General features: G+C 58.1%; 25 protein-coding genes and 1 pseudogene. 8 read left to right on the forward strand and 18 right to left on the reverse strand.

The window, feature by feature from the left end; all coding sequences use genetic code 11:
- Positions 1-38: 38 nt before the first annotated feature.
- The 5 genes from IG617_RS16900 to IG617_RS16920 form a co-directional block, all read right to left on the reverse strand.
- Positions 39-788, reverse strand: coding sequence for a F0F1 ATP synthase subunit A (locus IG617_RS16900; protein WP_153770902.1), 750 nt, complete (start codon positions 786-788; stop codon positions 39-41).
- Between the two features lie 60 nt (positions 789-848).
- A complete protein-coding gene (locus IG617_RS16905; RefSeq protein ID WP_192110421.1) occupies positions 849-1,235 on the reverse strand; it encodes an AtpZ/AtpI family protein in 387 nt (128 codons plus the stop codon).
- A gap of 208 nt (positions 1,236-1,443) precedes the next feature.
- On the reverse strand, positions 1,444-4,902 hold the full coding sequence (locus IG617_RS16910; RefSeq protein WP_192110422.1) for a chromosome segregation SMC family protein: 3,459 nt from the start codon (positions 4,900-4,902) through the stop codon (positions 1,444-1,446).
- A 102-nt stretch (positions 4,903-5,004) separates the two neighbouring features.
- Complete coding sequence (locus tag IG617_RS16915; protein WP_192110423.1) at positions 5,005-5,643, reverse strand: thioredoxin domain-containing protein; 639 nt, start codon at positions 5,641-5,643, stop codon at positions 5,005-5,007.
- A gap of 199 nt (positions 5,644-5,842) precedes the next feature.
- A complete protein-coding gene (locus IG617_RS16920; protein ID WP_192110424.1) occupies positions 5,843-6,349 on the reverse strand; it encodes a DUF721 domain-containing protein in 507 nt (168 codons plus the stop codon).
- Positions 6,350-6,543: 194 nt separating this feature from the next.
- On the opposite strand from IG617_RS16920, the gene mutY reads away from it, so the two are divergent.
- The 3 genes from mutY to IG617_RS16935 all read left to right on the forward strand — a co-directional run bounded on the left by mutY (position 6,544) and on the right by IG617_RS16935 (position 9,324).
- Positions 6,544-7,614, forward strand: coding sequence for an A/G-specific adenine glycosylase (gene mutY / locus IG617_RS16925; protein WP_192110425.1), 1,071 nt, complete (start codon positions 6,544-6,546; stop codon positions 7,612-7,614).
- A 204-nt stretch (positions 7,615-7,818) separates the two neighbouring features.
- On the forward strand, positions 7,819-8,304 hold the full coding sequence (gene bfr, locus IG617_RS16930; RefSeq protein ID WP_153770896.1) for a bacterioferritin: 486 nt from the start codon (positions 7,819-7,821) through the stop codon (positions 8,302-8,304).
- Between the two features lie 114 nt (positions 8,305-8,418).
- Positions 8,419-9,324 carry a DMT family transporter gene (locus IG617_RS16935; protein ID WP_192110426.1) on the forward strand — a complete coding sequence of 302 codons (906 nt, stop codon included), beginning with the start codon at positions 8,419-8,421 and terminating at the stop codon, positions 9,322-9,324.
- On the opposite strand, the gene IG617_RS16940 is transcribed toward IG617_RS16935, so the two are convergent.
- Positions 9,321-10,208 carry a LysR substrate-binding domain-containing protein gene (locus tag IG617_RS16940; protein WP_192110427.1) on the reverse strand — a complete coding sequence of 296 codons (888 nt, stop codon included), beginning with the start codon at positions 10,206-10,208 and terminating at the stop codon, positions 9,321-9,323. The genes IG617_RS16935 and IG617_RS16940 overlap by 4 nt on opposite strands.
- Before the next feature lie 133 nt (positions 10,209-10,341).
- Between IG617_RS16940 and IG617_RS16945 the strand changes: the two genes are divergently transcribed.
- Positions 10,342-11,334: a phytanoyl-CoA dioxygenase family protein gene (locus IG617_RS16945; RefSeq protein ID WP_192110428.1), complete on the forward strand. Its 993-nt coding sequence runs from the start codon at positions 10,342-10,344 to the stop codon at positions 11,332-11,334.
- Between the two features lie 24 nt (positions 11,335-11,358).
- Here the strand turns inward: IG617_RS16945 and IG617_RS16950 are convergent, their stop codons facing one another.
- Positions 11,359-12,849, reverse strand: a complete 1,491-nt coding sequence (locus IG617_RS16950) for an AMP nucleosidase (protein WP_192110656.1) — start codon at positions 12,847-12,849, stop codon at positions 11,359-11,361.
- 526 nt (positions 12,850-13,375) lie between these two features.
- Here IG617_RS16950 and IG617_RS16955 point away from each other — a divergent pair.
- On the forward strand, positions 13,376-14,515 hold the full coding sequence (locus IG617_RS16955) for a site-specific DNA-methyltransferase (RefSeq protein WP_192110429.1): 1,140 nt from the start codon (positions 13,376-13,378) through the stop codon (positions 14,513-14,515).
- 109 nt (positions 14,516-14,624) lie between these two features.
- Here the strand turns inward: IG617_RS16955 and IG617_RS16960 are convergent, their stop codons facing one another.
- Entirely contained in the window at positions 14,625-15,110 is a 486-nt protein-coding gene (locus IG617_RS16960; RefSeq protein WP_192110430.1) for a hypothetical protein, read from the reverse strand.
- A gap of 265 nt (positions 15,111-15,375) precedes the next feature.
- On the opposite strand from IG617_RS16960, the gene IG617_RS16965 reads away from it, so the two are divergent.
- Positions 15,376-15,780, forward strand: a complete 405-nt coding sequence (locus IG617_RS16965) for a VOC family protein (protein ID WP_192110431.1) — start codon at positions 15,376-15,378, stop codon at positions 15,778-15,780.
- 20 nt (positions 15,781-15,800) lie between these two features.
- On the opposite strand, the gene IG617_RS16970 is transcribed toward IG617_RS16965, so the two are convergent.
- Complete coding sequence (locus tag IG617_RS16970; protein WP_192110432.1) at positions 15,801-16,400, reverse strand: short chain dehydrogenase; 600 nt, start codon at positions 16,398-16,400, stop codon at positions 15,801-15,803.
- Positions 16,397-16,759, reverse strand: a complete 363-nt coding sequence (locus IG617_RS16975) for a MerR family transcriptional regulator (protein WP_192110433.1) — start codon at positions 16,757-16,759, stop codon at positions 16,397-16,399. The genes IG617_RS16970 and IG617_RS16975 overlap by 4 nt, the downstream gene beginning before the upstream one ends.
- Positions 16,760-16,963: 204 nt before the next feature.
- Here IG617_RS16975 and IG617_RS16980 point away from each other — a divergent pair, with 204 nt between their 5' ends.
- A complete protein-coding gene (locus tag IG617_RS16980) occupies positions 16,964-17,857 on the forward strand; it encodes a hypothetical protein (protein ID WP_209008565.1) in 894 nt (297 codons plus the stop codon).
- Between the two features lie 76 nt (positions 17,858-17,933).
- On the opposite strand, the gene tyrS is transcribed toward IG617_RS16980, so the two are convergent.
- From tyrS to IG617_RS17000, 4 genes and pseudogenes are all read right to left on the reverse strand, one after another.
- Entirely contained in the window at positions 17,934-19,214 is a 1,281-nt protein-coding gene (tyrS, locus tag IG617_RS16985; RefSeq protein WP_192110434.1) for a tyrosine--tRNA ligase, read from the reverse strand.
- A 243-nt stretch (positions 19,215-19,457) separates the two neighbouring features.
- Complete coding sequence (locus IG617_RS16990) at positions 19,458-20,129, reverse strand: cysteine hydrolase family protein (protein ID WP_192110435.1); 672 nt, start codon at positions 20,127-20,129, stop codon at positions 19,458-19,460.
- Positions 20,130-20,148: 19 nt separating this feature from the next.
- The gene (locus IG617_RS16995) at positions 20,149-20,625 is read right to left on the reverse strand and encodes a MarR family winged helix-turn-helix transcriptional regulator (RefSeq protein WP_192110436.1); all 477 of its coding nucleotides are present in this window, start codon (positions 20,623-20,625) and stop codon (positions 20,149-20,151) included.
- A gap of 110 nt (positions 20,626-20,735) precedes the next feature.
- A pseudogene (locus IG617_RS17000) lies at positions 20,736-20,903 on the reverse strand (aminomethyl-transferring glycine dehydrogenase subunit GcvPB); the annotation flags it as partial.
- 340 nt (positions 20,904-21,243) lie between these two features.
- On the opposite strand from IG617_RS17000, the gene IG617_RS17005 reads away from it, so the two are divergent.
- Entirely contained in the window at positions 21,244-22,050 is an 807-nt protein-coding gene (locus tag IG617_RS17005) for a hypothetical protein (RefSeq protein WP_192110437.1), read from the forward strand.
- A gap of 104 nt (positions 22,051-22,154) precedes the next feature.
- On the opposite strand, the gene gcvPB is transcribed toward IG617_RS17005, so the two are convergent.
- Genes gcvPB through gcvH form a run of 4 tightly spaced genes read right to left on the reverse strand, consistent with a single transcriptional unit; the run spans position 22,155 to position 25,970 of the window.
- Complete coding sequence (gene gcvPB, locus IG617_RS17010) at positions 22,155-23,747, reverse strand: aminomethyl-transferring glycine dehydrogenase subunit GcvPB (RefSeq protein ID WP_192110438.1); 1,593 nt, start codon at positions 23,745-23,747, stop codon at positions 22,155-22,157.
- On the reverse strand, positions 23,744-25,090 hold the full coding sequence (gene gcvPA, locus IG617_RS17015) for an aminomethyl-transferring glycine dehydrogenase subunit GcvPA (protein ID WP_192110439.1): 1,347 nt from the start codon (positions 25,088-25,090) through the stop codon (positions 23,744-23,746). Before gcvPA ends, gcvPB begins: the two co-directional genes overlap by 4 nt.
- A gap of 18 nt (positions 25,091-25,108) precedes the next feature.
- Complete coding sequence (locus tag IG617_RS17020) at positions 25,109-25,597, reverse strand: OsmC family protein (protein ID WP_192110440.1); 489 nt, start codon at positions 25,595-25,597, stop codon at positions 25,109-25,111.
- 1 nt (position 25,598) lies between these two features.
- The gene (gene gcvH, locus IG617_RS17025) at positions 25,599-25,970 is read right to left on the reverse strand and encodes a glycine cleavage system protein GcvH (RefSeq protein ID WP_192110441.1); all 372 of its coding nucleotides are present in this window, start codon (positions 25,968-25,970) and stop codon (positions 25,599-25,601) included.
- Positions 25,971-25,986: the final 16 nt, after the last annotated feature.

Raw genomic sequence — 25,986 nt, forward strand, 5'->3', positions numbered from 1 at the left:
AGGCGGTGCCGCTTCGGCACCGCATGAGCTTGAAACGCTTAGTGTGACGGGTGGATTGCGTCGTTCAGATACATGCAGGTCAGGACCGTGAAGACATAGGCCTGCAGGAAGGCGACGAGGAATTCCAGCGCTGTGAGCGCAACCGTCATTCCGAGCGGAAGAATTGCACCGAAGATGCCGACAGCGCCCATTGCGCTCAGGCTTACGATAAAGCCTGCGAACACCTTCAAGGTGATGTGACCGGCAAGCATGTTCGCGAACAGACGAACAGAGAGGCTAACCGGACGGGAAAGAAAGGAAATCACTTCGATCGGCGCCACAATCGGGATCAGGGCGCCGGGAACACCAGCTGGCACGAAGAGACCCAGGAACTTCATGCCATGACGCATGAAGCCGTAGATTGTCACCGTCAGGATCACCAGCATCGACAGCGCGAAAGTGACGATGATGTGGCTGGTGACCGTGAAGAAGTAGGGGAACATGCCGAACAGGTTTGCCACCAGGACAAACATGAACAGCGAAAAGACCATCGGAAAGAAGCGCATGCCTTCAGTTCCGGCGGAGCTTCGCAGCATTCCTGCCACGAACTCATACGCCATTTCGGAAATGGACTGCATGCGGGTCGGGACCAGGCCGCGACCGCTGGTCGAGAAGATCAGGAAAGCAGACGCCGCTGCCACGGTCGCAACCATGAACAGCGAAGAATTGGTGAAAGAGAAATCCATACCCCCGACTTCAATCGGGAAAAGTTTCTGGATCTGGAACTGATGGATCGGATCGTTCGCCACCGGTCAGCCTTCTTCGCTCGTTCATTTCAAGGCGCGCCAATTACGGCGCGGACACATTATTCAGTCGGAACCGTCTTCGGTCTCATCGGAGTGAAGCTTGTTCTCTGGTTCAGCGACATAACCCGCCGACCTAAGAACATTCAAGACCCCAGCCCCAAAGCCCAGCAACAAAAAGACGATTAGGCCAAATGGCGTCGTCCCCAGCCACTGATCAAGAACCCAACCGACTCCGCCTCCAACCAGAATGCCCGCAATGAATTCCGAAGAAAGTTTCATTGCCTGGCCATAGCCGGAGGAGCTGCCTTTTGACCTGGCTGCAGAAACCCGTTCGGCTTCCTGCCTGTCGTCCAGCATCCGGTTCAACCGGTCCCGTCGCTCTGACAGTTCAGCTTCCAGAAGTTCGCCCTTCGGTCCTGATTTCGGTTCGTCGTCTGCAGAGCCGTTCATATGTTCCCCGCTGCAACAATCCGCTCAGATCCGGCAGTTATTCAACCCCCGTAAGCCGCGCGCACCATAGTCGGCACCCCCTGCCCTGTCAAGAACCGCCATATGACGGATAAGCTTTTGTTTTAAATGAAAAATTTCGCACGCAGAGCAACAATGCCAGACCTAAGTCGAATGGATCTGCGCGCATTGCAACAAGGATTTGGCGATCCTAACCGGCCTCGCGGAATCGCTCCGCGGTTTCCAGATCGACCGAGACCAGCTGCGAGACCCCGCGCTCAGCCATTGTGACGCCGAACAAGCGGTTCATCCGGGCCATGGTGATGGGATTATGGGTGATCACGACAAACCGGGTTTCGGTGCGCCGCGCCATTTCGTCAAGCAGATCGCAATAACGCTCGACATTTGCGTCATCGAGCGGCGCGTCGACCTCATCGAGAACGCAGATCGGCGCCGGATTCGTCAGGAAGACGGCAAAGATCAGCGCCATGGCAGTCAAGGCCTGCTCGCCGCCGGACAGGAGCGTCATGGTCTGGGGCTTTTTGCCAGGTGGGCGGGCGATGATTTCAAGACCCGCGTCCAGTGGATCATCAGAATCGACCAATTGCAGCTCGGCTGTGCCCCCGCCGAACAAATGCGTGAACAACCGCTGGAAATGATCGTTGACCACCTCGAAAGAGGACAACAAACGTTCGCGGGCCTCCTTGTTCAGGTTGGAGATGCCAGTCCGCAGGCGTCGAATCGCTTCGATCAGATCATCCCGCTCGCTGGTAAGGGTTGTCTTCTGCTCATCAATCTCGCGAAGTTCTTCCTCGGCCCTGAGATTCACGCCTCCGAGACGTTCGCGTTCGGCCTTTAACCGCTCCAGCTTGCGTTCGATCGCTTCCGGGTCCGGGAGTGGCGCGCCTTCCTTCAGCCCCGCGATCTCCGGCAACGCCGATACCGGCTCCTCGAGGTCTTCATCGATCCGGGCCTCGATGGAGGTCTTGCGCTGGCGCGCTGCTTCAAGACGCTCTTCCGCGCGGATCTTTTCTTCGCGCGCCCCGGCCAGACCTTCCATCGCGGCGCGAGCAGCGTGGTCGACGTCAGCAAGATCCGTCTCGGCCCGAAGCAGGTCGTCGTCTTTCTGTTTCTTGGCGTCTTCCGCCTTGGCAATTTCGCTGAAAAGACTGCGCCGCTTCAGTTCGATCTCCTCAGGCGCCTCAATCAGTTCAGCCCGCTCGTCTTCTGCCTCCTGCTTGCGCCCCTGGAGGACCGCGATCTGCTGGGAGGCATTGGCAGCACGGGCTTTCCAGCTGTCGTATTCGCGCGCAATGGACTCCAGCCGCCGGTCACGCATCTGCTGTTCGCGGGAAATGCCTTCTGAAACGGCACGTGCCTCAGCGAGCGCTGCCCGTGCTCCTGCGACATCGGCCTGAAGGCCTGCGATCTCATCCTGAAAGCCGGCCACCTCTGGCGCACCGGCGAGTTCTTCTTCTGCCTCTGTCAGAGTCTCGCGTGCTTCGGCGGCTTCTTCACCGAGCCGTTCCGCGCGCTCTTCAGCGGCCGCCTTCTTGCTCGAAAGCTGGGAATAGGCGCGCTCGGCAACGACCAGCGCCTCACGTGCAGCTGTCAGGTCTTGTTGGAGCCCCCGCGTCCGGCCCTTGGCAGCCTGTTCGTTTTCGGCGGCCTGACGGACGTTGCCTGACGCCCGCTCCAGCTCGGTACGGCTGTCCTCCACAACGACGCGGGCCGCATCAATCTTGTCGGACAATTCTGCGAGGCGGTTTTTCTGGGCAAGACGCTGCGCTGGCGGGGTCGGCGCATCGGCGCTGACGACAAAGCCATCCCAGCGCCACAGGTCCCCGTCCTTTGACACCAGCCGCTGGCCGGGTTTCAAGAGTTTTTGCAGACGTGGGCCATCCTGCGCCTCGACGAGCCCGACCTGTGCCAGTCGACGCGACAGCTGGTGCGGCGCATCGACTTGCCCGCCAAGCGGCTTCACCCCTTCCGGCAGAGCTGGATCTGAAGAGGCGTCGGGCGTTTCACCCCAGCGCACCGGCGCTGCAGCATCGAGCGGGGCGTCGAGATCCTCGCCAAGCGCGGCACCCAGGGCGGTTTCAAACCCCGGCGCAACTGTCAATTTGTCGACGGCGGGCTGCCATTCTCCGCCAAGAGAGACGTTGAGAACCTTTTCAAGGGTCTTTGCTTCTGTCTCCAGGGCCGAAAGCGCCTTCTCGGCGTCGTTGACCGGACCGCGTGCCGCTTGCTCCCGTTCACGGGTCTCTCGTGTTTGCGTTTCAGCAAGCTCGACAGCTGCTTCCGCCTCCAGAAGCAGCTCTTCAGCCAGCTCCACCGCGGCCTGTCTCTCGGCCATTCCGTCGTGCGTCGCCATCTCTTCGCTCAACGCATCGAGCACAGTCCGCGCTTCAAGCGCCTGCGCGGCGAGGCGCTCTGACCGCTGGCGCGCATCAACGACCTGACGCTCCAGTCGTTGACGCTCGGCCAATCCGCGCGCCTGAGCTGCCGTCACATCGCTCAAGCGGCTTTCGTGGCCGGCCAGTACTTCACCGACCTCGGCCACTTTTTCGCGGGCAAGTTCTGCCCGCTCCAGAACAGTTTCGCTTTCTTCGACCAGTTCCGCACGCTCTTCGGCGAGACGCTCCAGAACTTCGTCGTTTTCCGAGACCAGCATTTGCTCGCGGGTGACGTCTTCGCCGAGCTGAACCAGTCGGCGCTCGAGGTCCTGAAGACGCTCCTTGATCCGGCGTTCTTCGGAATCCAGTTCGTTTCGCGCAATCACCAGCCGCTGCAACACTGCGCCGGCGGTCGCGGCAGCATCTCTCAGTTCCGGCAGCTTATGGGAGGCGATCGCCTGTATCCGAGCGCTTTCGGCCTGCAAGCCGGCAGCTTCGGCGACCTGCTGCTGGGCGGCATTGAAATGCGTTTCAGCCTCCGACAAGGCCGTCCCTGCATCATTCCAGCGCAGATAGAGAATAGAGGCCTCCGCCGCACGGATCTCGGACGAGAGATTGCGATACCGCGACGCCTGGCGGGATTGTCGACGCAGGCTGTCAAGCTGGCCATCGATCTGCACCAGCACATCTTCAAGACGTTCCAGGTTCTGTTCGGCCGCCCGCAGCCTGATCTCCGCTTCCTTGCGCCGGCTGTGGAGGCCGGAAATCCCGGCCGCTTCTTCCAGTATCTGCCGGCGGGAGGTCGGCTTGGCGGAAATCAGTTCGCCGATCTGGCCCTGACGCACCATGGCTGGCGAGCGGGCGCCGGTGGAAGCATCCGCAAACAGAAGCTGCACATCGCGTGCACGCACATCACGAGAATTGATTTTGTAGTTGGAGCCGGATTCCCGCTCGATCCGCCTGCTGACTTCCAACATGTCGGCAGAATTGAACGCAGTGGGCGCGGTTCGATCCTGATTATCGAGGAAGAGCGTGACTTCGGCGGTGTTGCGAGCGGGCCGGTTCAGCGACCCGGAAAAGATAACGTCGTCCATGCCGGACGCGCGCATGTTCTTGTAGGAGTTTTCGCCCATGACCCAGCGAAGGGCCTCGACCAGATTGGACTTGCCGCAGCCGTTCGGCCCGACGACACCGGTCAGGCCCTTGCCGATGACAAACTCCATCGGCTCGACAAAGGACTTGAAGCCCACAACGCGTAGTTTGGAAAACTTCATCGGCGCACCTGAAAGCTTGGAGCGTGCGCCGATGTATCTGTCGTTGGATTGGAGAGGCCGGACTCAAACGCGACCAGCTGCCCCCCGCCTGCTACAGGAAGATCAAAGTTCGTTCTCGATGATCTCTGAAATCTGCTCAACCGACAGGGCTCCGGAGTGCTTCTCTCCATTCACAAAGAATGTCGGGGTCGAATTGACGCCAAACTCGTTGGAGCCGCGATCCCGCACAGCATTCACTGCGTCAAGCAGGCCCTGGTTTGTCAAGGACTCCTCGAAGGACTCCTGTGTAAATCCGATCTGCTTGGAGAAATTCAGCAGGGAATTGTACGGATTGTCCGTGAACGCCCAGGAGCGCTGCTCTTCGAACATGATGTCGATAATCTCGAAATACTTCTCCGGCGGCGCGCTGCGTGCGAGCATGAAGGCTGCGGCGGCAACGGCATCGAGCGGGAATTCGCGGAAGATGAAACGGACCTTGCCGGTGTCGATGTAGTCCGCCTTCAGCGCCGGATAGGTCTTCTCGTGGAAGTTTGCGCAATGACCACATGTCATGGAGGCATATTCAACGATCGTGACCGGTGCGTCTTCGGCGCCGAGGATCTTGTCGCCGAGAGGGCCCGGCTTCAGCAGTTCATCCAGATCGACGCTCTGGGCAAAGGCTGTGCCCGACACGGAGATCGTCGCGGCAGCAAGCGCAAGACCGGATCCGGTCTGAAGGAAGTCTCTACGGGAAATTGTCACGGGCGATGTCCTGTCTAACGTCGTGATTTCGGGCCACCGCTTATGCAGCATCCCTGCTTTCAGCAGTGATGTGCATATTCAGCCCGCTCGCGTCAACACAACAGAGCAAATATGGCCGTAGTTGGAAAGCGATGTAACGCTCCGATCACGAGGAGGTTATCGGTGGCCAACGCGGCGAATGATAAGCTGCACCAGATCCTCAGACCTTGTCGTCACCAGAGCGCGCAATAACCTGGGCGCCCAACTTCTTGAGCGCTTCGCGAAGACGATCGTTGGCGACTGTCTCCAACTGGCTCTCAAGGCGCGCCTCCTCTTCGCCCGTCAGGCTGCGCAGCGCACGGGGCTTGGGCTTGCGACGGACTTCCACCGGTTTTTGAGTGATCTTTATGCGGCCAATGGCGGCCCAGCCATAGAAAGTGTTGATCCGCTCGATCAACTGCCGGGTCTCATGGGACAACATCAGGGCTGTGGCACCGTCAGTGTGCACCACGAGCGTCGCTGGATCGGCCGTCATTTCGCCGTCTTCGCCCGTTCGCCGCGGCCAAATGATACGGTCGGGCTGCACCCTTTCGCCGTAACGCTCGCCCACGATGTCGGGCCAGGCTGCCAAGATGTCGACGGACGCAAATCCGCGCTTGCGGCAGGCAGGCGTCATGGCCTTGCCGACAAGATCGGCCAGCGGTTTGGCCCCCTGCCTTGCTCGCATCGCAGAAATGACGCTACTCCTTACTCGCTTCGAACCGAGTCATGGTTCTTCACTGATACACCATCGATCTGATTTGCGTCAGAATAAAGACTAGCGCTTCTCACCACCCAAGACCCACAGTCTTATCCCTCTCTTTTCCCCAGGCTTTCAAGTTTACGACTTGCAATACCATCGCCGCGCGACACATTCGGACCATGAATTCTTTACCGACATCCGACGCATTGCTTGACTGGTATGATCGTCATGCCCGCACCCTGCCCTGGAGAACCTCGCCGGAAGACCGCAGGCTTGGGGTTGTGCCTGATCCCTACAGCGTCTGGCTGTCAGAGATCATGCTTCAGCAAACAACTGTCGCAGCCGTCAAGGACTACTACGTCAAGTTCCTCGCGCTCTGGCCACGGGTCGAGGATCTGGCCGCGGCTGACACGGAAGATGTGATGAAGGCCTGGGCCGGTCTTGGCTATTATTCACGGGCGAGAAACCTGAAGAAATGCGCTGAACAGGTTGCCTTCGAGCTTGGCGGGCGATTTCCCGAAACGGAAGAAGGGCTGCAATCCCTGCCCGGCATCGGCCCCTATACGGCCGCCGCAATTTCCGCCATCGCCTTCAACCATCACGCGGCGGTCGTGGACGGCAACGTCGAGAGGGTTCTATCGCGACTTCACGAGATCACGACGCCGCTGCCGGATGCCAAGCCGGCCATACGCGAGGCCATGGACGCGCTGACGCCTAACGACCGGCCCGGAGATTTTGCCCAGGCAGTGATGGATCTTGGCGCAACAATCTGCACGCCCAAACGGCCCGCCTGCGCGCTTTGCCCCTGGATGACGGAGTGTAAGTCGCAGAGCTCAGGCCTGGCGGAAACCTTGCCAAGAAAAGCACCCAAAAAGGCCAAGCCCACCAGAAAGGGTGCAGCCTTTATCGCAATTCGAGACCATGACGATGCAGTTCTGCTGGGTCGGCGCCCACCAAAAGGACTGCTCGGCGGAATGACTGAGGTGCCTGGAACATTCTGGGCGGATGACTTCGACCTATCGACGGCGCTCTCACATGCGCCGGTCCAGGGAAATTGGCGCAAGCGCAGCGGCATCGTCAAACACACTTTCACGCATTTCCATCTGGAACTGGATATCTACGTCTGCCGCCTGGCTCCCGAAAGCTCACCTCCTCAAGAGCTTTGGTGGTCCGAGAAGGAACAACAGACGGACGAAGCCTTGCCGACGGTGATGCGCAAAGCGCTAGAAGCAGGCCTGAGCGGCACCTGACTGCCGTTGACGGTCCGCCAGGCAGAGATGTTTCCGGCGATCGGATCAGCGTTTGAGCCGTGCAACCGCTAATGGTTTGCAAGAGCAATCTTTCCGGTCAAAAGATCAGGTTTTTTTCATATTATCGCGCGTCGGGCACTAGACCTAAAACTAGAACAATTCTAATGTAGCGCATCCAGTGACCGTAACGCGAAGGTAGTGGCCATGAAGGGCAATCCGAAAGTTATCGAGCGACTCAATGAAGCCCTGTTCCTTGAACTGGGAGCAATCAACCAATACTGGCTGCATTACCGCCTGCTGGCCGATTGGGGCTTTGCCCGTCTGGCCAAGAAAGAGCGCGAAGAATCCATCGAGGAAATGCAGCACGCGGACAAGATCACCGACCGCATCATCTTCCTCGAAGGTCATCCGAACATGCAGAAGCTCGCACCTCTGCGCATCGGCCAGGACATCAAGGAAGTTCTTGAGTGCGACCTTGCCGGCGAATATGACGCCCGTACCTCCTATTCGAAGTCACGCGACATCTGCCGCGACGAAGGCGACTACGTCTCGATGAAATTGTTTGAAGAGCTGCTGAGCGACGAGGAAGGTCACATCGACTTCCTCGAAACCCAGCTTGAGCTTCTGGAGAAGATTGGCGTTGAACGCTACGGCCTGCTGAATGCGGCCCCGGCGGACGAGGCCGAATAAGACCACGCAAAGTGGCCCCATCGCACTGAAACGCGGCTCTTCACGGTGCCGCGTTTTTCTTTTCCAGTCAGCGGTTTGTTGCAACCTGGTTAAAGTCTCAGCTAAGACAGACCCATGCACGATGATCGAACGAAACTGCTGGCCACTGTCATAGTCTTCGCGACTGGCAGTCTTTGGGGCTTCTATTGGCTGCCGGTTCGCCAACTCACAGAGATGGGGCTACCAGGCGCCTGGGGAACGCTGGCCATCACCGCAGCTGCGGTGGTCATTCTAGCTCCTGCCGCGATCGTAAACTGGCGGCATATCATCCGGTCGAACCGCGTCGCTAATGTCTCCCTTGCCCTGGGTGGGGTGGCCTTCACGCTCTACTCCGTCGGCTTTGTCTATGGCAGAGTGGCGATCATCATTCTGCTCTTCTTCCTCACACCCGTCTGGAGCACCTTGATCGGCCGCTATGTCATGGGCTGGCACACGCCGCGCCTGCGCATTGTGGCGATCGCCGTCGGACTGGCCGGGCTAACGGTCATGCTCAGCGCAGACGGTGAACTGCCGCTGCCCAAAAGCGCTGGGGAATGGATGGGCTTGGCCGCCGGAGTTCTCTGGGCGATGGCAACCACCGGCATCCGCACCAAACTAGAGCTCAAGCCGCTTGATGCCGCGTTCCTCTTTGCCCTTGGAGCGGTATCTGCAGCCTTGGTCATCGCAATTTTTCTCGGGACGTGGCCAGATGAAATCCCTCGCGACAACATGTTGCCGCTGACGACCCTTGCGTTCGCAGCAGGTGGTTCATGGTGGGTGTTGTCTGTCGCCGGATTGATGTGGGCGGCGGTGAGACTTGAACCGACCCGCGTCGGCATCCTCCTGATGATGGAAGTCATTGTGGGTGCGGGCTCGGCCGCGATATTGGCTGGCGAACATCTCGACCGCCTAGAGATTGCAGGCGGGGCGCTGGTGCTATGCGCAAGTATTCTGGAGGTCTGGCCGACCCGCCGCGTCACGCCAAGCCGATCTACGCCTTAACGATCGAGGCCGGTCACCCAGTCGATGAAGTGTTTCGTCGATTGTTTGCTCATGCTTCTGTGGGAACAGGTCACGAAATAGGATGTTCCAAAATCATGGATGCCTGAGGGCAGTTCCACCAGGGAACCATCGCCGACCAACTTATGTGTGATTGACCGCCAGCCCAACATGATACCCCGGCCATCCAGCGCAGCCTGAACAGCTTGCACGTAGTTGTCGAACACATGGCTTGGCCGACGCGCGCGCTTGATACCGCGCTGTTCGAAATAGTCGGTCCAGGTGTCCCAGAGATGGGGCGATCCGAGACGAACCTCGATCAGTGGCACGTCCTCCAGACCGCCAGCTTCGGCCACCTGTCCAATCATCCGAGGCGTTCCGACGGGGCAGGCACGTTCGTCAAACAGTTTCCAGGTTTCGCCATCGGTCCAGCCGCCTCGTCCATATCGCAAGGCGATGTCCAGGCCGGGCGAGAGAACCGGCTGATCAGAAGGCGGTGCCTGCACGTTCACGGTGATATCCGGGAACCGTCCGTAAAAGCTGGAAAGCTTGGGCATCAGCCAATAGGTCGCCATGCCAAGCGTGCAACACAGGCTGAGCTGCTGCTCGGACAGTCCCGCCAGATGGCGAATGTCCACGATGGTGTCCTCGATCAGCGCAAAGCTGTGCCGGATGGCGCTCGACAGTCGCTCGCCGGCCTCGGTCGGCAAGGCGGGCTTGGTGCTGCGATTGAGCAGAGGCACGCCAATTTCCAGCTCTAGCGCACGAATGGCCTGGGTGACGGCAGGTGGCGTTACATTCAGCTCCTGGGCTGCCCTCTGCATGGAGCCCAGCTGACAGACGGTATCAAATGTCACGAGAAGGCGGAGGTGGGGAATGCTCGACATAAGTTAATCTCTATCTTAATTTACAGGCATCATTTACCGCCTTTTTGGATGGCTTTTCTGCGAGCATATTTAATTTGAAAGAGAAAGCAAAGCCACACGCGCCCGCCGCCCGTGCCATTTGGAGACCTGCGCAATGACCTTCCAAAGCCTGTCGGACTCTCAGCTTAAATCCTTCGAAGAAAATGGTTTCCTCGCGATTGATCGTCTCGTTCCCGAGGAAGATCTTGTCGAGATCGAGCAGGAGTATGCACAGCTGTTGGACGACACCGCCGCGTATCTTTATGCAGCGGGCAAGATATCCGACCTTCACGCAAATCTGGATTTTGGCGACCGCTACTCGGCCATCATCGCCGAATATTCTGACCTGCACCGGTATTTCAACGTCTCATTGCCACTGGTCAACGAGGGACTCGAGCCGGAGCATTTCCATATGCACACCGGGCCGGCGGTCTTCAACCTGATGCGGCACCCAGCCATCTTGAACCTGGTTGAAACGATCATCGGTCCGGAGATCTCCTCCAGCCCCGTGCAGCAAATGCGGATGAAGCCTCCGCAACGCAGGGTGAGCGATGATGTCGCGGGCCACTCGAATGTAGGAGCAACGACCTGGCACCAGGACATCGTCGCCCTGCTCCCGGAAGCTGATGAGACCGAGCAGGTGACGGTCTGGCTGGCCATAACCGAAGCAACTCTCGAAAACGGATGTCTCACCTCCGTTGCCGGTTCACATCGCGAAGGCCCCAAAGTGCACTGTTCCAATCTGGCCTTGGCATCAGAGCCCCAGGTGCCTGAAAAAGTGATGCAGGAGAGGGTCGGAACGCCCTTGCCCGTCAAAAAAGGCGGCGCCGTCCTGTTCCACAAGATGAATGTGCACCGTGCCTTGCCAAACGTTTCGGATCATCTGCGCTGGAGCGTCGACCTGCGCTATCTGCCGACTGGCCAAGCAACAGGTCGCCCTGCTTTCCCGGAATTCGTCGCCCGCAGCAAGCAGGACCCGGCGAGCGAACTCCGGGATCCCAAAGCCTGGGCAAAATCCTGGGACGACGCGCGCGATGCCATACTGTCCGGTGCCTACAAGGGCCGCATCTTTGAGGACAAGAGGTGGGACGACGCGGCGGTCTGCTGACCGCCCCGGTATCCGCCCAGCCTTTTACTGGAAAGCTGTCTCGGCGAAGCTTCTCAGCTTTCGAGAATGCAGGCTCTCGCTTGGCATTGCTCTCAACTTTTCGAGGGCTCGAATTCCGATTTCCAGATGCTGAGCGACCTGACGCTTGTAGAAGTCCGTCGCCATACCCGGCAGTTTCAGCTCGCCATGGAGCGGCTTGTCGGAGACACACAGCAACGTCCCATAAGGCACACGGAAGCGAAAGCCGTTGGCGGCGATGGTCGCTGATTCCATGTCGAGCGCGATGGCGCGGGACTGCGAGAACCGCTGGACAAGGCCGCGCTGGTCCCAGAGTTCCCAGTTGCGGTTGTCGATGGACGCCACGGTGCCCGTTCGCATCACCCGCTTCAGCTCATAGCCATCATAGCCCGTGATCTCCGTCACGGCATCTTCGAGGGCCACCTGCACCTCTGCCAGCGGCGGGATCGGCACCCAGGTCGGCAGATCCTGGTTGAGCACATTGTCCTCGCGCACATAACCATGGGCCAGCACGTAGTCGCCGAGGGTCTGACTGTTGCGCAGGCCGGCACAGTGGCCAAGCATGAGCCAGGCATGGGGCCGCAGCACGGCGACATGGTCCGTAATGGTCTTGGCGTTGGAGGGGCCGACGCCAATGTTGACCATCGTGATACCGCCCTGCCCTTTGCGCTTGAGGTGATAGGCCGGCATCTGGGGCAACCGGGCTGGCGCAGTGCCACTGCTGGGCTCCAGATCACCGGCGAGGGTGACAAGGTTTCCGGGTTCGACAAAGGCTTCATAACCGCTGTCGGGATCGGCCAGGAGATCGTGTGCCATCCGGCAGAATTCATCGATGTAGAACTGGTAGTTGGTGAAGAGCACGTAGTTCTGGAAATGCTCCGCAGCCGTTGCCGTGTAATGCTGCAAGCGGTGAAGGGAGTAGTCCACGCGCGGTGCCGTGAAGGACGACAGAGGCATGACCCCGTCGACCGGCTCATAGGTGCCATTGGCGATGGCATCATCCATCACCGACAGGTCGGGAAGATCGAAGACGTCGGCCAGCGGCTGATTGAGCTGCGCGGCAGCGGCGCCACCTTCGACATGGGTGCCGTCATAGAATGCAAAGTGAAGCGGGATCGGCATTTCCGAAGCGCCAATCATCACCGGCACCTCATGATTGCGCATGAGCAATGAAATTTGCGACTTCAAATAGTGACGGAAAAGATCGGGGCGAGTGACCGTTGTTGCGTGATCGCCGGGGCCGGAGACGAAGCCATAGGCAAGGCGACTGTCGAGACGGCCATGGCTTTCGGTGACCAGACGAACCTCGGGATAGAACGCCCGAACGCGGCCTTCACGGGGCTTGCCGGCGATCAGCTCCTGAAAAGCGTCGCGCAGAAACGCGGTGTTGCGTTCGAAAATCTCGACCAGGCGATCGACAGCCTTGTCAGCATCTGTGAAGGCCTCAAAGGGGCACTCTGGGGAATATTCGATTGGCCGGGTGGACGAACCGTTCAGAAAGTAAGTGGTGACGGACAATAGTTTCTCCTTATTGTTATATTTAACCGAATAACTTCGGCCCTTCGTTCCCCTTCGTCAATCGTTATACGCCAGTTGTGTGAAATTTTTTTCGTAAGTCGATTATTTTTGCATACCCCTCAGCAGCAGCGCAGAGACCGCTTCGGCGACACGCCAGGCGATTGTGCCCAGCGCTTCTTGATCAAAGAAAATTTCCGGCTCCTGGACGTCACGGTTAAAACCTGACGTTGCGGCAAAACGCCCGACTGCGACGGCATCTCGAAAAAATTTCGAAAGCCAATCCAGCAGTATTTAACCAATGAAAAATGCAAAGAGAACAGATGCCGGATGAAATCAGCAGAAATCTGTCGTTTTGGGCCGGGACACTCGGTTAATCTCTCGTAAAGCTTTTACTAATGTAAACAAACTATTGATTCATCGACAATTTTAAGTTTCAGCACTTAACGCCTGATTTACCAAACCCGGTAACCATGGCACTCGAAATTGCGTGAGGTATTGCGTCGCAATGAGAGTTCTGCGTACCGGGGTGTCCACCGTGGCACCCCACCACTCTTCCGAGCCAGCCGGCAATCCTGCATGGCTCAACACAATCATGAAGGGCGACTGTGTAGCCGCCCTTAACAAACTGCCGTCGAAATCTGTCGACCTGGTGTTTGCTGATCCGCCCTACAATCTTCAGTTGGGCGGCGACCTGCACAGGCCGGACGACTCGAAGGTTGATGCCTGTGATGATCACTGGGATCAGTTCGAGAGCTTCGAGGCTTATGATGCCTTTACCCGCGCCTGGCTTCTGGCCACTCGGCGCGTGATGAAGGATGACGCCTCGATCTACGTGATCGGCTCCTATCACAACATCTTCCGCGTTGGCGCGCTCCTTCAGGATCTCGGCTTCTGGATCATGAACGACATCGTTTGGCTGAAGTCCAATCCGATGCCGAACTTCCGGGGCAAGCGCTTCACCAATGCGCATGAGACAATGATCTGGGCGACCAAGTCGAAGACGGCGAAGCCGACTTTCAACTATGATGCCTTGAAGACCTTCAATGACGATCTCCAGATGCGGTCGGACTGGCACCTGCCCCTTTGTACGGGCGGCGAGCGGCTGAAGGACGGCGACGGGCAGAAGGTACACCCGACACAGAAGCCGGAGAGCTTGCTCTACAGGGTTCTGACGGCCTCCTCCAACCCTGGCGATGTCGTTCTGGATCCCTTCTTCGGTACAGGCACCACGGGCGCCGTCTCCAAGAAGCTCGGGCGCAACTTCGTCGGTGTTGAGCGTGAGCAGGCCTATATCGATGCGGCAACAGCTCGGATCGATGCCATTGAAATGGGATCAGGCGCGTCGCTCGACATGCAAAAGGGCAAGCGCGCAGAAAAACGCATTCCTTTCGGCAACCTTCTCGAGGCGGGCCTACTTGAACCCGGCGCGGAACTGACCTGTTCCAAGGGCCGCCATCTTGCGGTTGTTCGTGCGGACGGTTCCCTCAAGTGCGGCGAGCATACGGGGTCGATCCACAAGGTCGGTGCGTTGGTTCAGGGCGCAGCGTCCTGCAACGGCTGGACGTTCTGGCACATCAAGAGCGGCCGCAAGCGATCGCCGATTGATGAACTCCGGGAAGAAATCAGATCCCGCCTGCGCGCATAAGCAGGACACACAAGAGAAACTGGCCTCGCATCCCCGCGGCTCCTAATGGCCCCTGCCTCAGCAATGAAGCAGGGGCCTTTTCTTTATGTGCACTCAGACGTGTTCAAAACTACGCCGCTGCCGTTGTCTGGCCCGCTCCGCCTGGTGCCTGACGTCTCATCATGGCCTGAAGGACAAGCCCGATGATGAGCATCATGCCCACATGGCCGACAAACGAGGACTGGGTGTAGGCTCCAAAGCCCATCATGAAGCTGCGGCCGACCAATTGTGCGAGGAAGCCCTGCGCAACAAACCAAAGAAGAAATCCGACGAGCGCCCCGGAAACGGCAAAACTAAGCCTGCTGACACGCTGCATCAGCAGGACAAGCGAAGAAAACACCACAGCGCCGATCAGAAAATGCACCGCGAAAGCCGCGGCATAAGGGAGGGGCAGGCCGAGAAACTTTCCAGCCAGGCCCGCAACAAGATTGGCGGGCTCAAGCCTGACACCGAAGATAACCGGCGAGACCAGCCATCCGTACAGTTCGAAGGCCAGCTCACCGGCGAGCCCCGCCAGGATAATGTTCTTCAGGTCGCTGCGAGCGAGTAAATTCATGAAGTTTGCCTTTCAGGATTGGAAAGATGTCCTGCCACTCAGCAGAAAGGCCGGACACTGCTATCGCATGTTGACTGAGGCCAACTAAGGGACGCCCCTCCGCAGTTTCAAGCGCATGTCAGCTGAACTAACACCGTTGTTACCGTGCTGTTATGATTGGTGAACCTGGGCACATGCATTGTAGGCGAAGCGTTTTGTTCTGGTTTTCGCTGGAACCAGAATGGCCTGCCTCCTAAGGTTGCCACCCAATCTGCGGAGACCTTTCATGCCCCAAAGCCTTGCCCACGTCGCTCTTGTCGTCCGTGACTACGACGAAGCCCTTGCGTTTTATGTCGGCCAGCTGGGCTTTGAGCTTGTGGAGGACACCTACCAGCCCGAGCAGGATAAAAGGTGGGTCTTGGTGAAACCAAAGGGTGAAGGTGCAGCTTCAATTGTGCTGGCCCGCGTGTCCAATGATCATCAGGCAGACTACATCGGCGACCAGGCCGGCGGCCGTGTGTTTCTGTTTTTAAGGACCGATGATTTCTGGCGTGACTATGAAGCCTACCGGGCCCAAGGCATCGAGTTCATTCGTGAGCCGAACGAAGCGCCTTATGGCATCGTGTCCGTCTTTAAAGATCTCTATGGCAACCTTTGGGATCTGGTGCAGTTCACCGACGGCCGGGCGTGAAGGAACCCCGCGGCGTCCTCTCAGTCCACGATAATCACCTGCCCCGTGGCCGCGCCCTCGACGCTCTTGTCATAAGCGAGACCGACGCGGCGGGATGAAACTGGGTCGTGGCCTGGAAACCAGCTGCCATATTTGGGTGCGGACACGTCCAGAAGTCCGGGGCTCACCACATTGACCCTGAGCCCCCTCGACATCTCGATGGCGGCGGCCTTCACGAAACCGCCTAGTGCTCCGTTCGCCGTTGCAGCTGAGGCACCCGTTCGGATCGGCTCACGATCAAGAATTCCGCTAGTCAAGGTAAAGGAACCGCCATCCGGAAGCCTTTCCAATCCCGCGAGCACCAGGTTGACCTGCCCCATGACCTTTTCTCGCAATGTCGACATGAAGTCCTCGCTGGTGAAGTCTGCCAGGGGACTGAAGTGCACATCCCCGGCGGTGCAGACGACAGCATCCACCGCACCGGCGTTTGCGTACATGGCTTCGACGGAAGATCGGTCGGCGATGTCTACACGCAGATCGCCGCTCGACCTCCCCGCCATGACAAGCTCATGGCGAGCACCCAGCTCAGCACAGACGGCCTGGCCAATATCACCTTTGGCTCCAATGACGATGATTCTCATGCTGGGACCTCTTCGATTTCTGCATAAAGACCGAGTTTGCGCTCAAGCAGACTGGCGCAATGATCAAGAGCAGCCCGCTTGGTTTCAAGGTGTTCGGCGTGATCCAGCAGCACCTGTTTGCGCTCCGAAATGGTGCGATTGCCCGAGCGATAAAGCTCTGCAAAGTGCCGCATCTTTTCAAGCGGCATTCCCGTTTCCCGCAGCGAAGACATGAGGACAAGCCAATCGACGTTTTCGGCCGAGAACTTGCGATTTCCATCCAGCCCACGGCCGATCGGCGGCAATAGACCCGACTTTTCGTAGAACCGGATGGTGTCAACGCTCAGCCCGCTCACAGAGGCAGCTTCTGAAATTCGCATCGTGTCCGCCTTTCCAGTTTTCACCGTCGATGAAAACTTCATTCTCGATCATGACGCAGCAAGCCTACTCGCCTGGAGTGGCTCCAGATCAAGCGAAATCTTCAGCGTGGAATGCGGTCAAACGCATCGACCGCTTTCCTTTCACATGCACGCTTCCCGCCCGTCCTCTTGAAAGAACGCTCGCCTCACGGACCGGAGGATCTGATGACGCTTTCACTCACAGAGGTGATTCTGGCGGCGCTGTTTCTTGCGTCTCACGCGCGCCGGGAGCAACCGCGTCGAGGGTCTACCGCGAGGCAGCGAGCGGAACAATATGAGGATCTGAACATGCCGACCCCAACGCCAATCGCTCTGATCAAACCGGCCAACCGGCTGTTTGCGACGATCGACATCGACACGCATGCAAATGTGTTCACTCCAGGTCAGCTTCCCAGCACCTACTACATGACCGGAGCAGGTCCCTTCCTACGGTTGCGGCCCTTGCACAGGTCCGGCTTTGGCATGTTCGAGAGGCCGACACGGGTTGTTGGGCTCTACACTGGAACCTGGGTTTCAGGCGAGAGCTTTGAGGAAAATCGTGATGACAACGACAACATCCTGTTTTCATATCTCGGCGATAATGCAACGGACATCACCGCAGCCATTGCCACCCTCAAGCTCAACGCCAAGACCACCCAGGAAATCATCGATCAAAATGCTGCTGTTCACAGGCCTGATCTCAACAATTCCATTGTCTACGTGGACAGCGGCCCGTTGGAAGGCAGTGTCTTTGGCGGCGATCAGGTCAAGACCAACAATTACTACCGGCCAATGAAGGTGGTGGACGCCACGGCTGCAGATCGCAATGCCCACACCGGCCATGCCTTCGCCAGCTCGGAGGCCGCAGAGACCTTCTATGGAGTTCACTACCCCGCCCTGTTGGATCAGCTCATGCAACTCGGCCAGTCCGCCCAGGTGATCAAGACAGACATGAGCCCACGTGGTGTGACCGTTGAAACGCCGATCCAGACCGACCTGCAATATTACCCGGAAGCCATGTTCGAAAATCGTGCAGCTCAGCTCAATTTCCTCAAACGCCTCTATATGAGCTTCGTTTGATCCTTACGTCGCGCTCGCTCATCCTGAGGCAGCCCTTAAGGCTTCCTCAGGATGAAGCTGCGGGTGCGTTCCCTCCTCACTCAAACCGGACAAGGGCCTTACGGCGCTTGCCGGCAGCGAGGGTCAGGGCATCCTTCGCGCCGATGTCGCCGCTTGAGATCCGGCGGCGCGGGTCATCGACAACCTTGGAGTTGAGGCGCACACCACCGCCTTCCACGAGCCGCCGGGCATCCCCATTGGACGTGGCAAAACCGACATCAACCAGAAGCTCCAGGAGCCCCAGGCCTTCAGCCAGTCTCACCAGGGGCAGACGATGGGTCGGCTCCAGATTGTCCGCCTGACCGGCAAACAAGGCATCGCCCTGCTCCAGCGCATGACGTGCGGCTTCTGCGCCATGAACGATGGTGGTCACCTGGGTTGCCAGGATTTTCTTTGCCTCATTCAACTCCGCGCCCTGAAGCTCGGAGAGACGGATCACTTCATTCATCGGCAGCTCGGTGAAGAGGCGCAGGAACTTCGGCACATCCGCGTCCGCCGTGTTGCGCCAGAACTGCCAGAAAGCAAAAGGCGACAAATGCTCGGGGTGCAGCCAGACGGCGCCCGCAGCCGTCTTGCCCATTTTCGCCCCGCTCGCGGTGGTGATCAGCGGCACGGTCAGGCCGAAGAGCTGCCGCCCCTCGCCTTTTCGTCCCAGCTCGACGCCGTTGATGATGTTGCCCCATTGGTCGGATCCACCAACCTGCAAGGAGCAGTCATGCCTGCGGGCAAGCTCGAGAAAATCGACCGCCTGGAGCATCATGTAGCAGAACTCCAGCACGGTCAGAGGCATCTGGGCGTCCAGCCGCGACTTGACGCTGTCGAAGGTCATCATGCGGTTGACGGTGAAATGGGCGCCGTAATCGCGCAGGAACTCGAGAAAGCGGAATTCGGTGAGCCACTCAGCATTGTCGACGAGCTGCGCGCCGTCCTCGCCTTCCAGATCCAGCAAGCGTTCTATGGAGCGCCGGATACCCGCGATGTTGGCCGCGATCTGCTGCTGTTCCAAGAGAGGGCGTGCTTCATTTCGAAAGCTCGGGTCGCCAACCTGGGACGTGCCACCGCCGAGAACGATGATCGGCTTGTGACCAAGCTTCTGCAGCCAACGCATGGTCATCAGCGGCATCAAATGGCCCACGTGGAGACTGGCGGCCGTTGCGTCAAATCCGGCGTAGGCTGTCACAGGCCCGGCGGCCAGCTTGGCATCCAGTGCTTCCAGATCGGTGCATTGATGCACCAGTCCGCGTTCCAACAGAACCTGCAGGGCTTCAGACTTGAGTTTTGCGGCCGGCTTGCCGGCTTCGATCATGTGATTTGTCATTTCGGCTTTCCTGGGGGTTTGCCCGCCAGGAGCCTTGAAACCAAAAAGCCGCCTGACGCGGCGGCTTTTTTGAGGTTCTAGAAGTGAGACAAGATCCTACGCAGCCGCCGATATGTCGGTGACGTAATAAAAGTACACAAAAGTGGGTGCGGCGATCTGCTTCATGGAGCTTTAAATGCGGGAAGTTCACAGAGGTTGTCAAGCTGGATCGAAACTAAATTTCACGCCCTGAGATTGATCACATCAAGAAACAGCCGTTTCGTCGGAGACACGAGCCCCTAGCCCAATCAGCTCCGTACTGAAACTCGGCCACTTTTCGGGAAAAGCCGTCAACAAGGCCGGCTCGATAACCTCGACCTCATACCCCCTTTGAAGCGCGCCCTTGGCAGTGAGCTGAACGCAATGACAGGCATCGAGGCCGACGAGCTTAAGGGACCCGATCCCTTTTTCGGCCAAATAGGCGTCGAAGTCTTTGTTGGAAAAAGTGTCGCCAATAGATTTTTCGAACACAGGCTCAGATCCAACATCCAGCTCGCGGTCAAGCCGAAGACCGTCCCGACCGGGTGTTCCGATTCCTCCCGACGCGATCTTCATGGCAAGGATGACAGGTAGATCCCGGAAGACATTTTGAACAAAGATCACATCCTCACCATCCTGCCGCGCTTTTGAAATCAGTCTGTTCGTTCTGGCAAGAACCTGTTTCCGCTCCTCTGGGTCAAAAGCGTTCTTGCCGGTATTCCGCGTGAAATCCTCCTGAATATCGATGATGACAAGCGCGGACCTCCGCCGGGTTTTAACGTCAATCTTCACACCTCGTGTCGGCGTGCCCAGTTTCCGTAGAACCAGGACCGACCAGAAGACAAGGCCTGCGACGATCAGTCCTCCGACGGCGGCCAACAGCCAAATCAGCTCCATTTGAAATCTCCTTGCTGGATCACTCGAGGCCACGAGGCCGGTTGGGGTCATCCTCGAATTCAGCGAAATGATCGAGCAACGCGCAGACGACTTGCTGCGCCGCAGCCACCTCGGCTGACGAGAATCTCTTGCTGACAAGCGCAATATCTGCGTCTTCACCCGCTCTGATTTCGCCGAATTGCGTACGTCCGCTGTCGGTCAACGCGAAGAGTGGTGAGCGTTTATGCGCTGGATTGGGGTGCCGTCCGATCAATCCCAATTTCTCCAGGTCATTCACCAGGAGTTGGATCTGCTGACGCGCCAGGAACAGTGCCCGGCCAATGTCCGGGACAGACGTTGCTCCCGCCTCGTCCAGGACTTCCATAACTGCGCGCATGCCGACGGATATGCCGGTGCCAACGAGTTTGGCTTCAACGGCTCTCGCCAGTCGCCGATGCACCGGACGTATTAGTCGGATGAGCTCATAAAGCTCCGAAGTTTCAGCAGCACCACTCATAATGACAATAATATTGTCATTATGACGTTTGATTTGTCAATAACGCGTCCAATACAAAAACCCCGACCAAATGGCCGGGGTTTTCTTCCAACTCAATTTTTCAAAATCAGCTACTCCGCAGCGACCGGCGTAACATCCGCCGGTTCCGGGGCGGTCCACTTGAGGACCGGCTTGCGGGCAGCTAAGGTCTCGTCGAGACGACGGCGGGGCGAAAGATAGGGCGCGCCAGAGAAGCGTTCCGTCTCACCGCGCTTTGCACTCATCACTAGGTCGTACATATTGAGTTTTCAGCGGCTCCAGATAGCAATCGGGCATGCCACGCACTCATCAAAGTCCGGCCGCGGAAACATTGCTCTCCAGTCCCACCACCTCCCGCTAATATATGCGTCATCTAAGCATTACAGCAAGGCAGCGCGCTCAGAAGAAGCGTGTAGATCTCTTTTATATCGTCAATTTAGGTATTTTTTGCTTACTAACGCTTCGGGAAAATGCCAAAAAGCACGCACGCTGGTGCTGGGATACTCATGAGCGTCTTCAGTTGTGCTCCAATCCCGATATCAAAGCGCTTTATAAGCAGTATATACTACTAGTTAGCAGAATCATACAACGGATAACAACATGGGCCTTTTTCGAAGCGCCGCCAACGCTCTACTTAAGCCGCTCGGCTACACAGTCATAAAGACATCCAACAGCACAAAGACAAATAGAAGCATTGTCTACAAACATGTTTCAGCGATTAACGCGGCACTCCTGCAAAAACTTGGGCATGATGCTCTGAAGGGACCGTTCAAAGGGGCCAGAATCATTGAACCAGGCTCCACCCAGGTTGGCGCCGATTATGTATCCCGTGTCTTGGGTGAGTATGAATTAGAGATCCAAGCAGCAATCATGAATGGGCTCGATGGGAGTCCCGACGCCGTAATCAATGTAGGCACGTCAGACGGTTACTATCTTTCGTGTATTCAACATCTTCATCCGAAACTCCCACTGATCGGATATGAGATAAATGCAGATGCAAAAGCCGCTTGCAAACAGCTCCTTGGAGTAGCTTCAAATATCATTATGAAAGGCGCTGTTGATTGCAATGGTCTTCTAGAGGACCTAACCGCTTACCCATCTTCTTTAATCATCATGGATATCGAGGGGCATGAGACCATCCTCAAAGAACTCGACCCAAGTACGTTTGCGAAAGCAACACTTATAATCGAACTACATGAGCCACTTGCCCCAGGCATTACCGATCAACTAGCGACGCATTTCGCCAGCACTCATGCGATTGAGGTTCTCGAACAAGCCGGTCGAAATCCATTCAAACACAAAGAACTTTCCGAGTTTGATAGTTCCGAAAAATTCCTAGTTCTGTGCGAGTTTAGAGGCGCGCATCAGTCCTGGATGGTCGCGACACCAAATCACTCGCCCAAGTAAAAAACGATCATAATGATCGGGGTCTCTCGTGAGGTTGGGCTCATTCTTCCTTATATAACTCAATGCCTGCTCAGCTAACTTATACTGAGCAGGCATTTTATATTTCATTCCGCAGCGACCGGCGTAACATCCGCCGGTTCCGGGGCGGTCCACTTGAGGACGGGCTTGCGGGCAGCCAAGGTCTCGTCGAGACGACGGCGGGGCGAAAGATAGGGCGCGCCAGAGAAGCGTTCCGTCTCACCGCGCTTTGCGCTCATCACCAGGTCGCGCATGGTTGCAACGAAGAGGTCGAGCGAGGCCCGGCTTTCCGATTCCGTCGGTTCGATCAGCATCGCGCCATGAACCACCAGCGGGAAGTACATGGTCATCGGGTGATACCCTTCGTCGATCATCGCCTTGGCGAAGTCGAGGGTGGTGACACCCGTGTCCTTGAGGAAGCTGTCGTCGAAAAGCACTTCGTGCATGCACGGACGCTCACCGAACGGCAGTGTCATCAGATCCTGCAGGCCGACACGCACATAGTTGGCGTTCAGCACCGCGTCTTCAGAGGCCTGACGCATACCATCGGAGCCGTGGCTCAGCATATAGCTCAGAGCCCGCACATACATGCCCATCTGGCCGTGGAAGGCGGTCATGCGGCCGAAGGGCTTTTCTCCGTCCTCGACCTCGGCCGTGGTCTCGACCAGCTCCGGACCGTTCTCACCCTTGCGGAGGAACGGCAGCGGCGCGAAAGGCGCCAGGCGGTCGGAAAGGACCACCGGACCTGAGCCCGGGCCACCGCCGCCATGGGGCGTTGAGAAGGTCTTGTGCAGGTTGATGTGCATGGCATCGACGCCAAGATCTCCGGGACGCGCCTTGCCGACGATGGCATTGAAGTTGGCGCCATCACAGTAGAAATAGGCATCTGCGGCATGGATCGCCTCGGCGATCTCGATGATGTCGCGTTCGAACAGCCCGCAGGTGTTCGGATTGGTCAGCATGATGCCGGCGATGTTGCCTTCATGCTCGGCAATGGTTGCTTTCAGGCCATCGAAATCAACAGTGCCGTCGTCCTTGGCATCAATAGAGACGACCTTGTAGCCGAGAAGAGCCGCGGTTGCCGGGTTGGTGCCATGGGCGCTCTCTGGAACCAGAACGATCTTTGGATCGCGGCCCGCTGCCGTATGAGCGGCCTTGATAGCCATCATGCCGCAAAGTTCACCGTGGGCACCAGCCTTCGGGCTCATGGCAACGGCGGAGGTGCCGGTCATGACCATCAGCCAATGGGCCAATTCGTCAATCAGCTCGACGCCGCCCTTCACCGTGGACAGAGGCTGAAGCGGATGAATGTCGGAGAAGCCCGGCAGCCGCGCCATCTTTTCGTTCAGCCGCGGATTGTGCTTCATGGTGCAGGAGCCGAGCGGATAAAGGCCGGCATCAATCGCGTAGTTGTTGCGCGACAGGCGCACGTAGTGGCGCATGGCTTCCGGTTCGGCGAGACCCGGCAGATCCAGTTCGTCAGCGCGGGCGTGGGTGCCCAGCTGCGGTTCGAAGCCTTCCGGCTCGTCCAGATCGACACCGGTCACATCCAGATGGCCGACTTCAAAAATCAGCGGCTCTTCCATGTCGAGTGCGCGGTTGCCAGTGAAGGTTTTCGGCTGGAAGGCGGTTCCTGCATCGCCCGCAGAGGTCGGACGTCCCTGAGTGTTCATGCTCATGCCAGCACCTCCTTCAGAGCGCCGGCAAGGGCGGCGCGGTCTTCATCCGTGTTCACTTCGGTGGACGCCACGACCAGCAGGTCTTCAAGTTCTGCCTTGCCCGGCTCCAGACGGGAGACCGGCACACCGGCCAGAATGCCCTTTTCAGCGAGTGCTTCGACGACGCCTGCCGCCGCCTTCGGCAGTTTGACGGTGAACTCGTTGAAATAGGCGCTGTTGAGAACATCAACGCCGGAAATGGCGGCAAGTTCTTGCTTCAGCTTCACTGCGTTGGCGTGGTTGATCCGCGCCATCTGGCCCAGTCCCTTGGAGCCCAAAAGCGACAGGTGGATGGTGAAAGCCAGACAGCAGAGCCCGGAGTTGGTGCAGATGTTGGACGTCGCCTTGTCGCGGCGGATGTGCTGCTCACGGGTGGAGAGCGTCAGAACAAAGCCGCGCTTGCCATCGGCATCCACCGTTTCGCCGCACAGACGGCCCGGCATCTGACGGACATACTTCTGCTTGGTGGCGAAAAGACCGACGTAAGGACCGCCGAAGTTCAAGCCATTGCCGATGGACTGGCCTTCGCCGACGACGATATCCGCGCCCTGCGCCCCGGGAGGCTCAATCAGGCCGAGAGAGACAACCTCGGTGAAGACGGCAATCAGTAGCGCCTTGTGCTGATGCGCCTTTTCGGCAATCGGCTTCAGGTCGATGAGCTGGCCATAGAAGGACGGCGACTGCACCACAACACACGAGGTCTCGTCATCGATCTGCGAGAGAATGTCTTCCGTGCCCGTCGGGTCTGCCGGCAAGGACACAACATCATCGTTGGCCATTTCAGACAGGCCTTCGACGACGGCCCGGTACTGCGGGTGCAGACCTCCGGAGAGGACTGCCTTCTTCTTCTTGGTGACCCGGTGCGCCATGAGAACGGCTTCGCCGGTGCCGGTGGAACCGTCATACATGGAGGCATTGGCCACATCCATGGCGGTCAGGCGCGCAACCTGGGTCTGGAATTCGAAGAGATACTGCAGCGTGCCTTGCGTGATCTCCGGCTGATACGGCGTGTACGAGGTCAGGAACTCGGAGCGCTGGATCAGGTGATCGACGGTGGCCGGCACGTGGTGCTTGTAGGCACCGGCGCCAACGAAGAACGGCACAGTGGAAGCCGGTACATTCTTGGCGGCCAGGTTGGACAGGTGACGCTCTACCTGGAGTTCGCCGGCACGACGCGGCAGGTCCAGAACCTCGTTGAGGCGGGCCTTCTCCGGGATATCGGAAAACAGCTCATCGATGCTGTCAACGCCAACCCGCGCCAGCATATCAGCTCGGTCAGTGTCGGAAAGAGGCAAGTAACGCATGGCGGTTCGGCTCTTTTGTTATGCCGGGATCAGGCGCAGAGGCTCTGGCGCAATCTCGATCTCGGTCTTGACGGAATTGGCGATGAAACACATTTCATGCGCCTTCTCATGCAGATCGGCGAACAAGCTCGGGTCAGGCGCCGAGCTGCCGAGAAGAGTAATCTGCGGCCGCAGGATCACCTTCGTCACAGCCATCCGGCCCCGATCGATGCGAGACATGACGCCCTCGGCCTTGTCGCGATAGCTTTCCACCCGATACCTCGAGAGGCGCGCCAGATCGATAAATGTCAACATGTGGCAGGATGACAGGCAGGCAACGAAGGCTTCTTCCGGATCCACCGCGCTTTCAGAAGAAAACGGCAGTGGAACCACGGAGGGTGAAGCTGATGCGGGCACTTCCACGCCACCATCGAAGCGCCACATATGGGCGCGTGAATATTTGCCTTTGGCGAAGTCCTCGCCATCGAGCTTCCATGTCACTTCGGCGGTGTAGACGTGTCCCGGCATCTCAGAGAGTGTCCACAAACGCCTTGTAGGCGGCTTCGTCCATCAGGTCGGAAAGCTGGTCGGCGTTGGCGACTTTCATCTTGATGAACCAGGCACCGCCTTCGGGGTCCTCATTGACCTTGGCCGGCTCTTCGGCCAGCACCTCATTGGCTTCAACCACCTCGCCATCGATCGGGGCATAGACCTCGGAGGCTGCCTTGACCGATTCAACGACAGCTGCCTCGTCCCCCTGTGAAAGCGCCTTTCCGGCCTCGGGCAATTCGACAAAGACAACATCGCCGAGCTGTTCCTGGGCGTATTTGGTAATGCCAACCGTTGCGACATCGCCTTCAACTGCGATCCACTCGTGGTCCTTTGAGAAATAGGTGGTCATGATTGCGTCCGTTCTC

This window comes from Roseibium polysiphoniae (assembly GCF_014842925.1).
Lineage (GTDB): Bacteria > Pseudomonadota > Alphaproteobacteria > Rhizobiales > Stappiaceae > Roseibium > Roseibium polysiphoniae.

Coding starts and splice junctions, on each gene's coding strand:
- IG617_RS16905 (WP_192110421.1), bottom strand. CDS start 1,235: ATGAACGGCTCTGCAGACGACGAACCGAAATCAGGACCGAAGGGCGAA.
- IG617_RS16910 (WP_192110422.1), bottom strand. CDS start 4,902: ATGAAGTTTTCCAAACTACGCGTTGTGGGCTTCAAGTCCTTTGTCGAG.
- IG617_RS16920 (WP_192110424.1), bottom strand. CDS start 6,349: ATGCGAGCAAGGCAGGGGGCCAAACCGCTGGCCGATCTTGTCGGCAAG.
- mutY (WP_192110425.1), top strand. CDS start 6,544: ATGAATTCTTTACCGACATCCGACGCATTGCTTGACTGGTATGATCGT.
- bfr (WP_153770896.1), top strand. CDS start 7,819: ATGAAGGGCAATCCGAAAGTTATCGAGCGACTCAATGAAGCCCTGTTC.
- IG617_RS16935 (WP_192110426.1), top strand. CDS start 8,419: ATGCACGATGATCGAACGAAACTGCTGGCCACTGTCATAGTCTTCGCG.
- IG617_RS16940 (WP_192110427.1), bottom strand. CDS start 10,208: ATGTCGAGCATTCCCCACCTCCGCCTTCTCGTGACATTTGATACCGTC.
- IG617_RS16945 (WP_192110428.1), top strand. CDS start 10,342: ATGACCTTCCAAAGCCTGTCGGACTCTCAGCTTAAATCCTTCGAAGAA.
- IG617_RS16955 (WP_192110429.1), top strand. CDS start 13,376: ATGAGAGTTCTGCGTACCGGGGTGTCCACCGTGGCACCCCACCACTCT.
- IG617_RS16960 (WP_192110430.1), bottom strand. CDS start 15,110: ATGAATTTACTCGCTCGCAGCGACCTGAAGAACATTATCCTGGCGGGG.
- IG617_RS16965 (WP_192110431.1), top strand. CDS start 15,376: ATGCCCCAAAGCCTTGCCCACGTCGCTCTTGTCGTCCGTGACTACGAC.
- IG617_RS16970 (WP_192110432.1), bottom strand. CDS start 16,400: ATGAGAATCATCGTCATTGGAGCCAAAGGTGATATTGGCCAGGCCGTC.
- IG617_RS16975 (WP_192110433.1), bottom strand. CDS start 16,759: ATGCGAATTTCAGAAGCTGCCTCTGTGAGCGGGCTGAGCGTTGACACC.
- IG617_RS16980 (WP_209008565.1), top strand. CDS start 16,964: ATGACGCTTTCACTCACAGAGGTGATTCTGGCGGCGCTGTTTCTTGCG.
- tyrS (WP_192110434.1), bottom strand. CDS start 19,214: ATGACAAATCACATGATCGAAGCCGGCAAGCCGGCCGCAAAACTCAAG.
- IG617_RS16990 (WP_192110435.1), bottom strand. CDS start 20,129: ATGGAGCTGATTTGGCTGTTGGCCGCCGTCGGAGGACTGATCGTCGCA.
- IG617_RS16995 (WP_192110436.1), bottom strand. CDS start 20,625: ATGAGTGGTGCTGCTGAAACTTCGGAGCTTTATGAGCTCATCCGACTA.
- IG617_RS17005 (WP_192110437.1), top strand. CDS start 21,244: ATGGGCCTTTTTCGAAGCGCCGCCAACGCTCTACTTAAGCCGCTCGGC.
- gcvPB (WP_192110438.1), bottom strand. CDS start 23,747: ATGAGCATGAACACTCAGGGACGTCCGACCTCTGCGGGCGATGCAGGA.
- gcvPA (WP_192110439.1), bottom strand. CDS start 25,090: ATGCGTTACTTGCCTCTTTCCGACACTGACCGAGCTGATATGCTGGCG.
- IG617_RS17020 (WP_192110440.1), bottom strand. CDS start 25,597: ATGCCGGGACACGTCTACACCGCCGAAGTGACATGGAAGCTCGATGGC.
- gcvH (WP_192110441.1), bottom strand. CDS start 25,970: ATGACCACCTATTTCTCAAAGGACCACGAGTGGATCGCAGTTGAAGGC.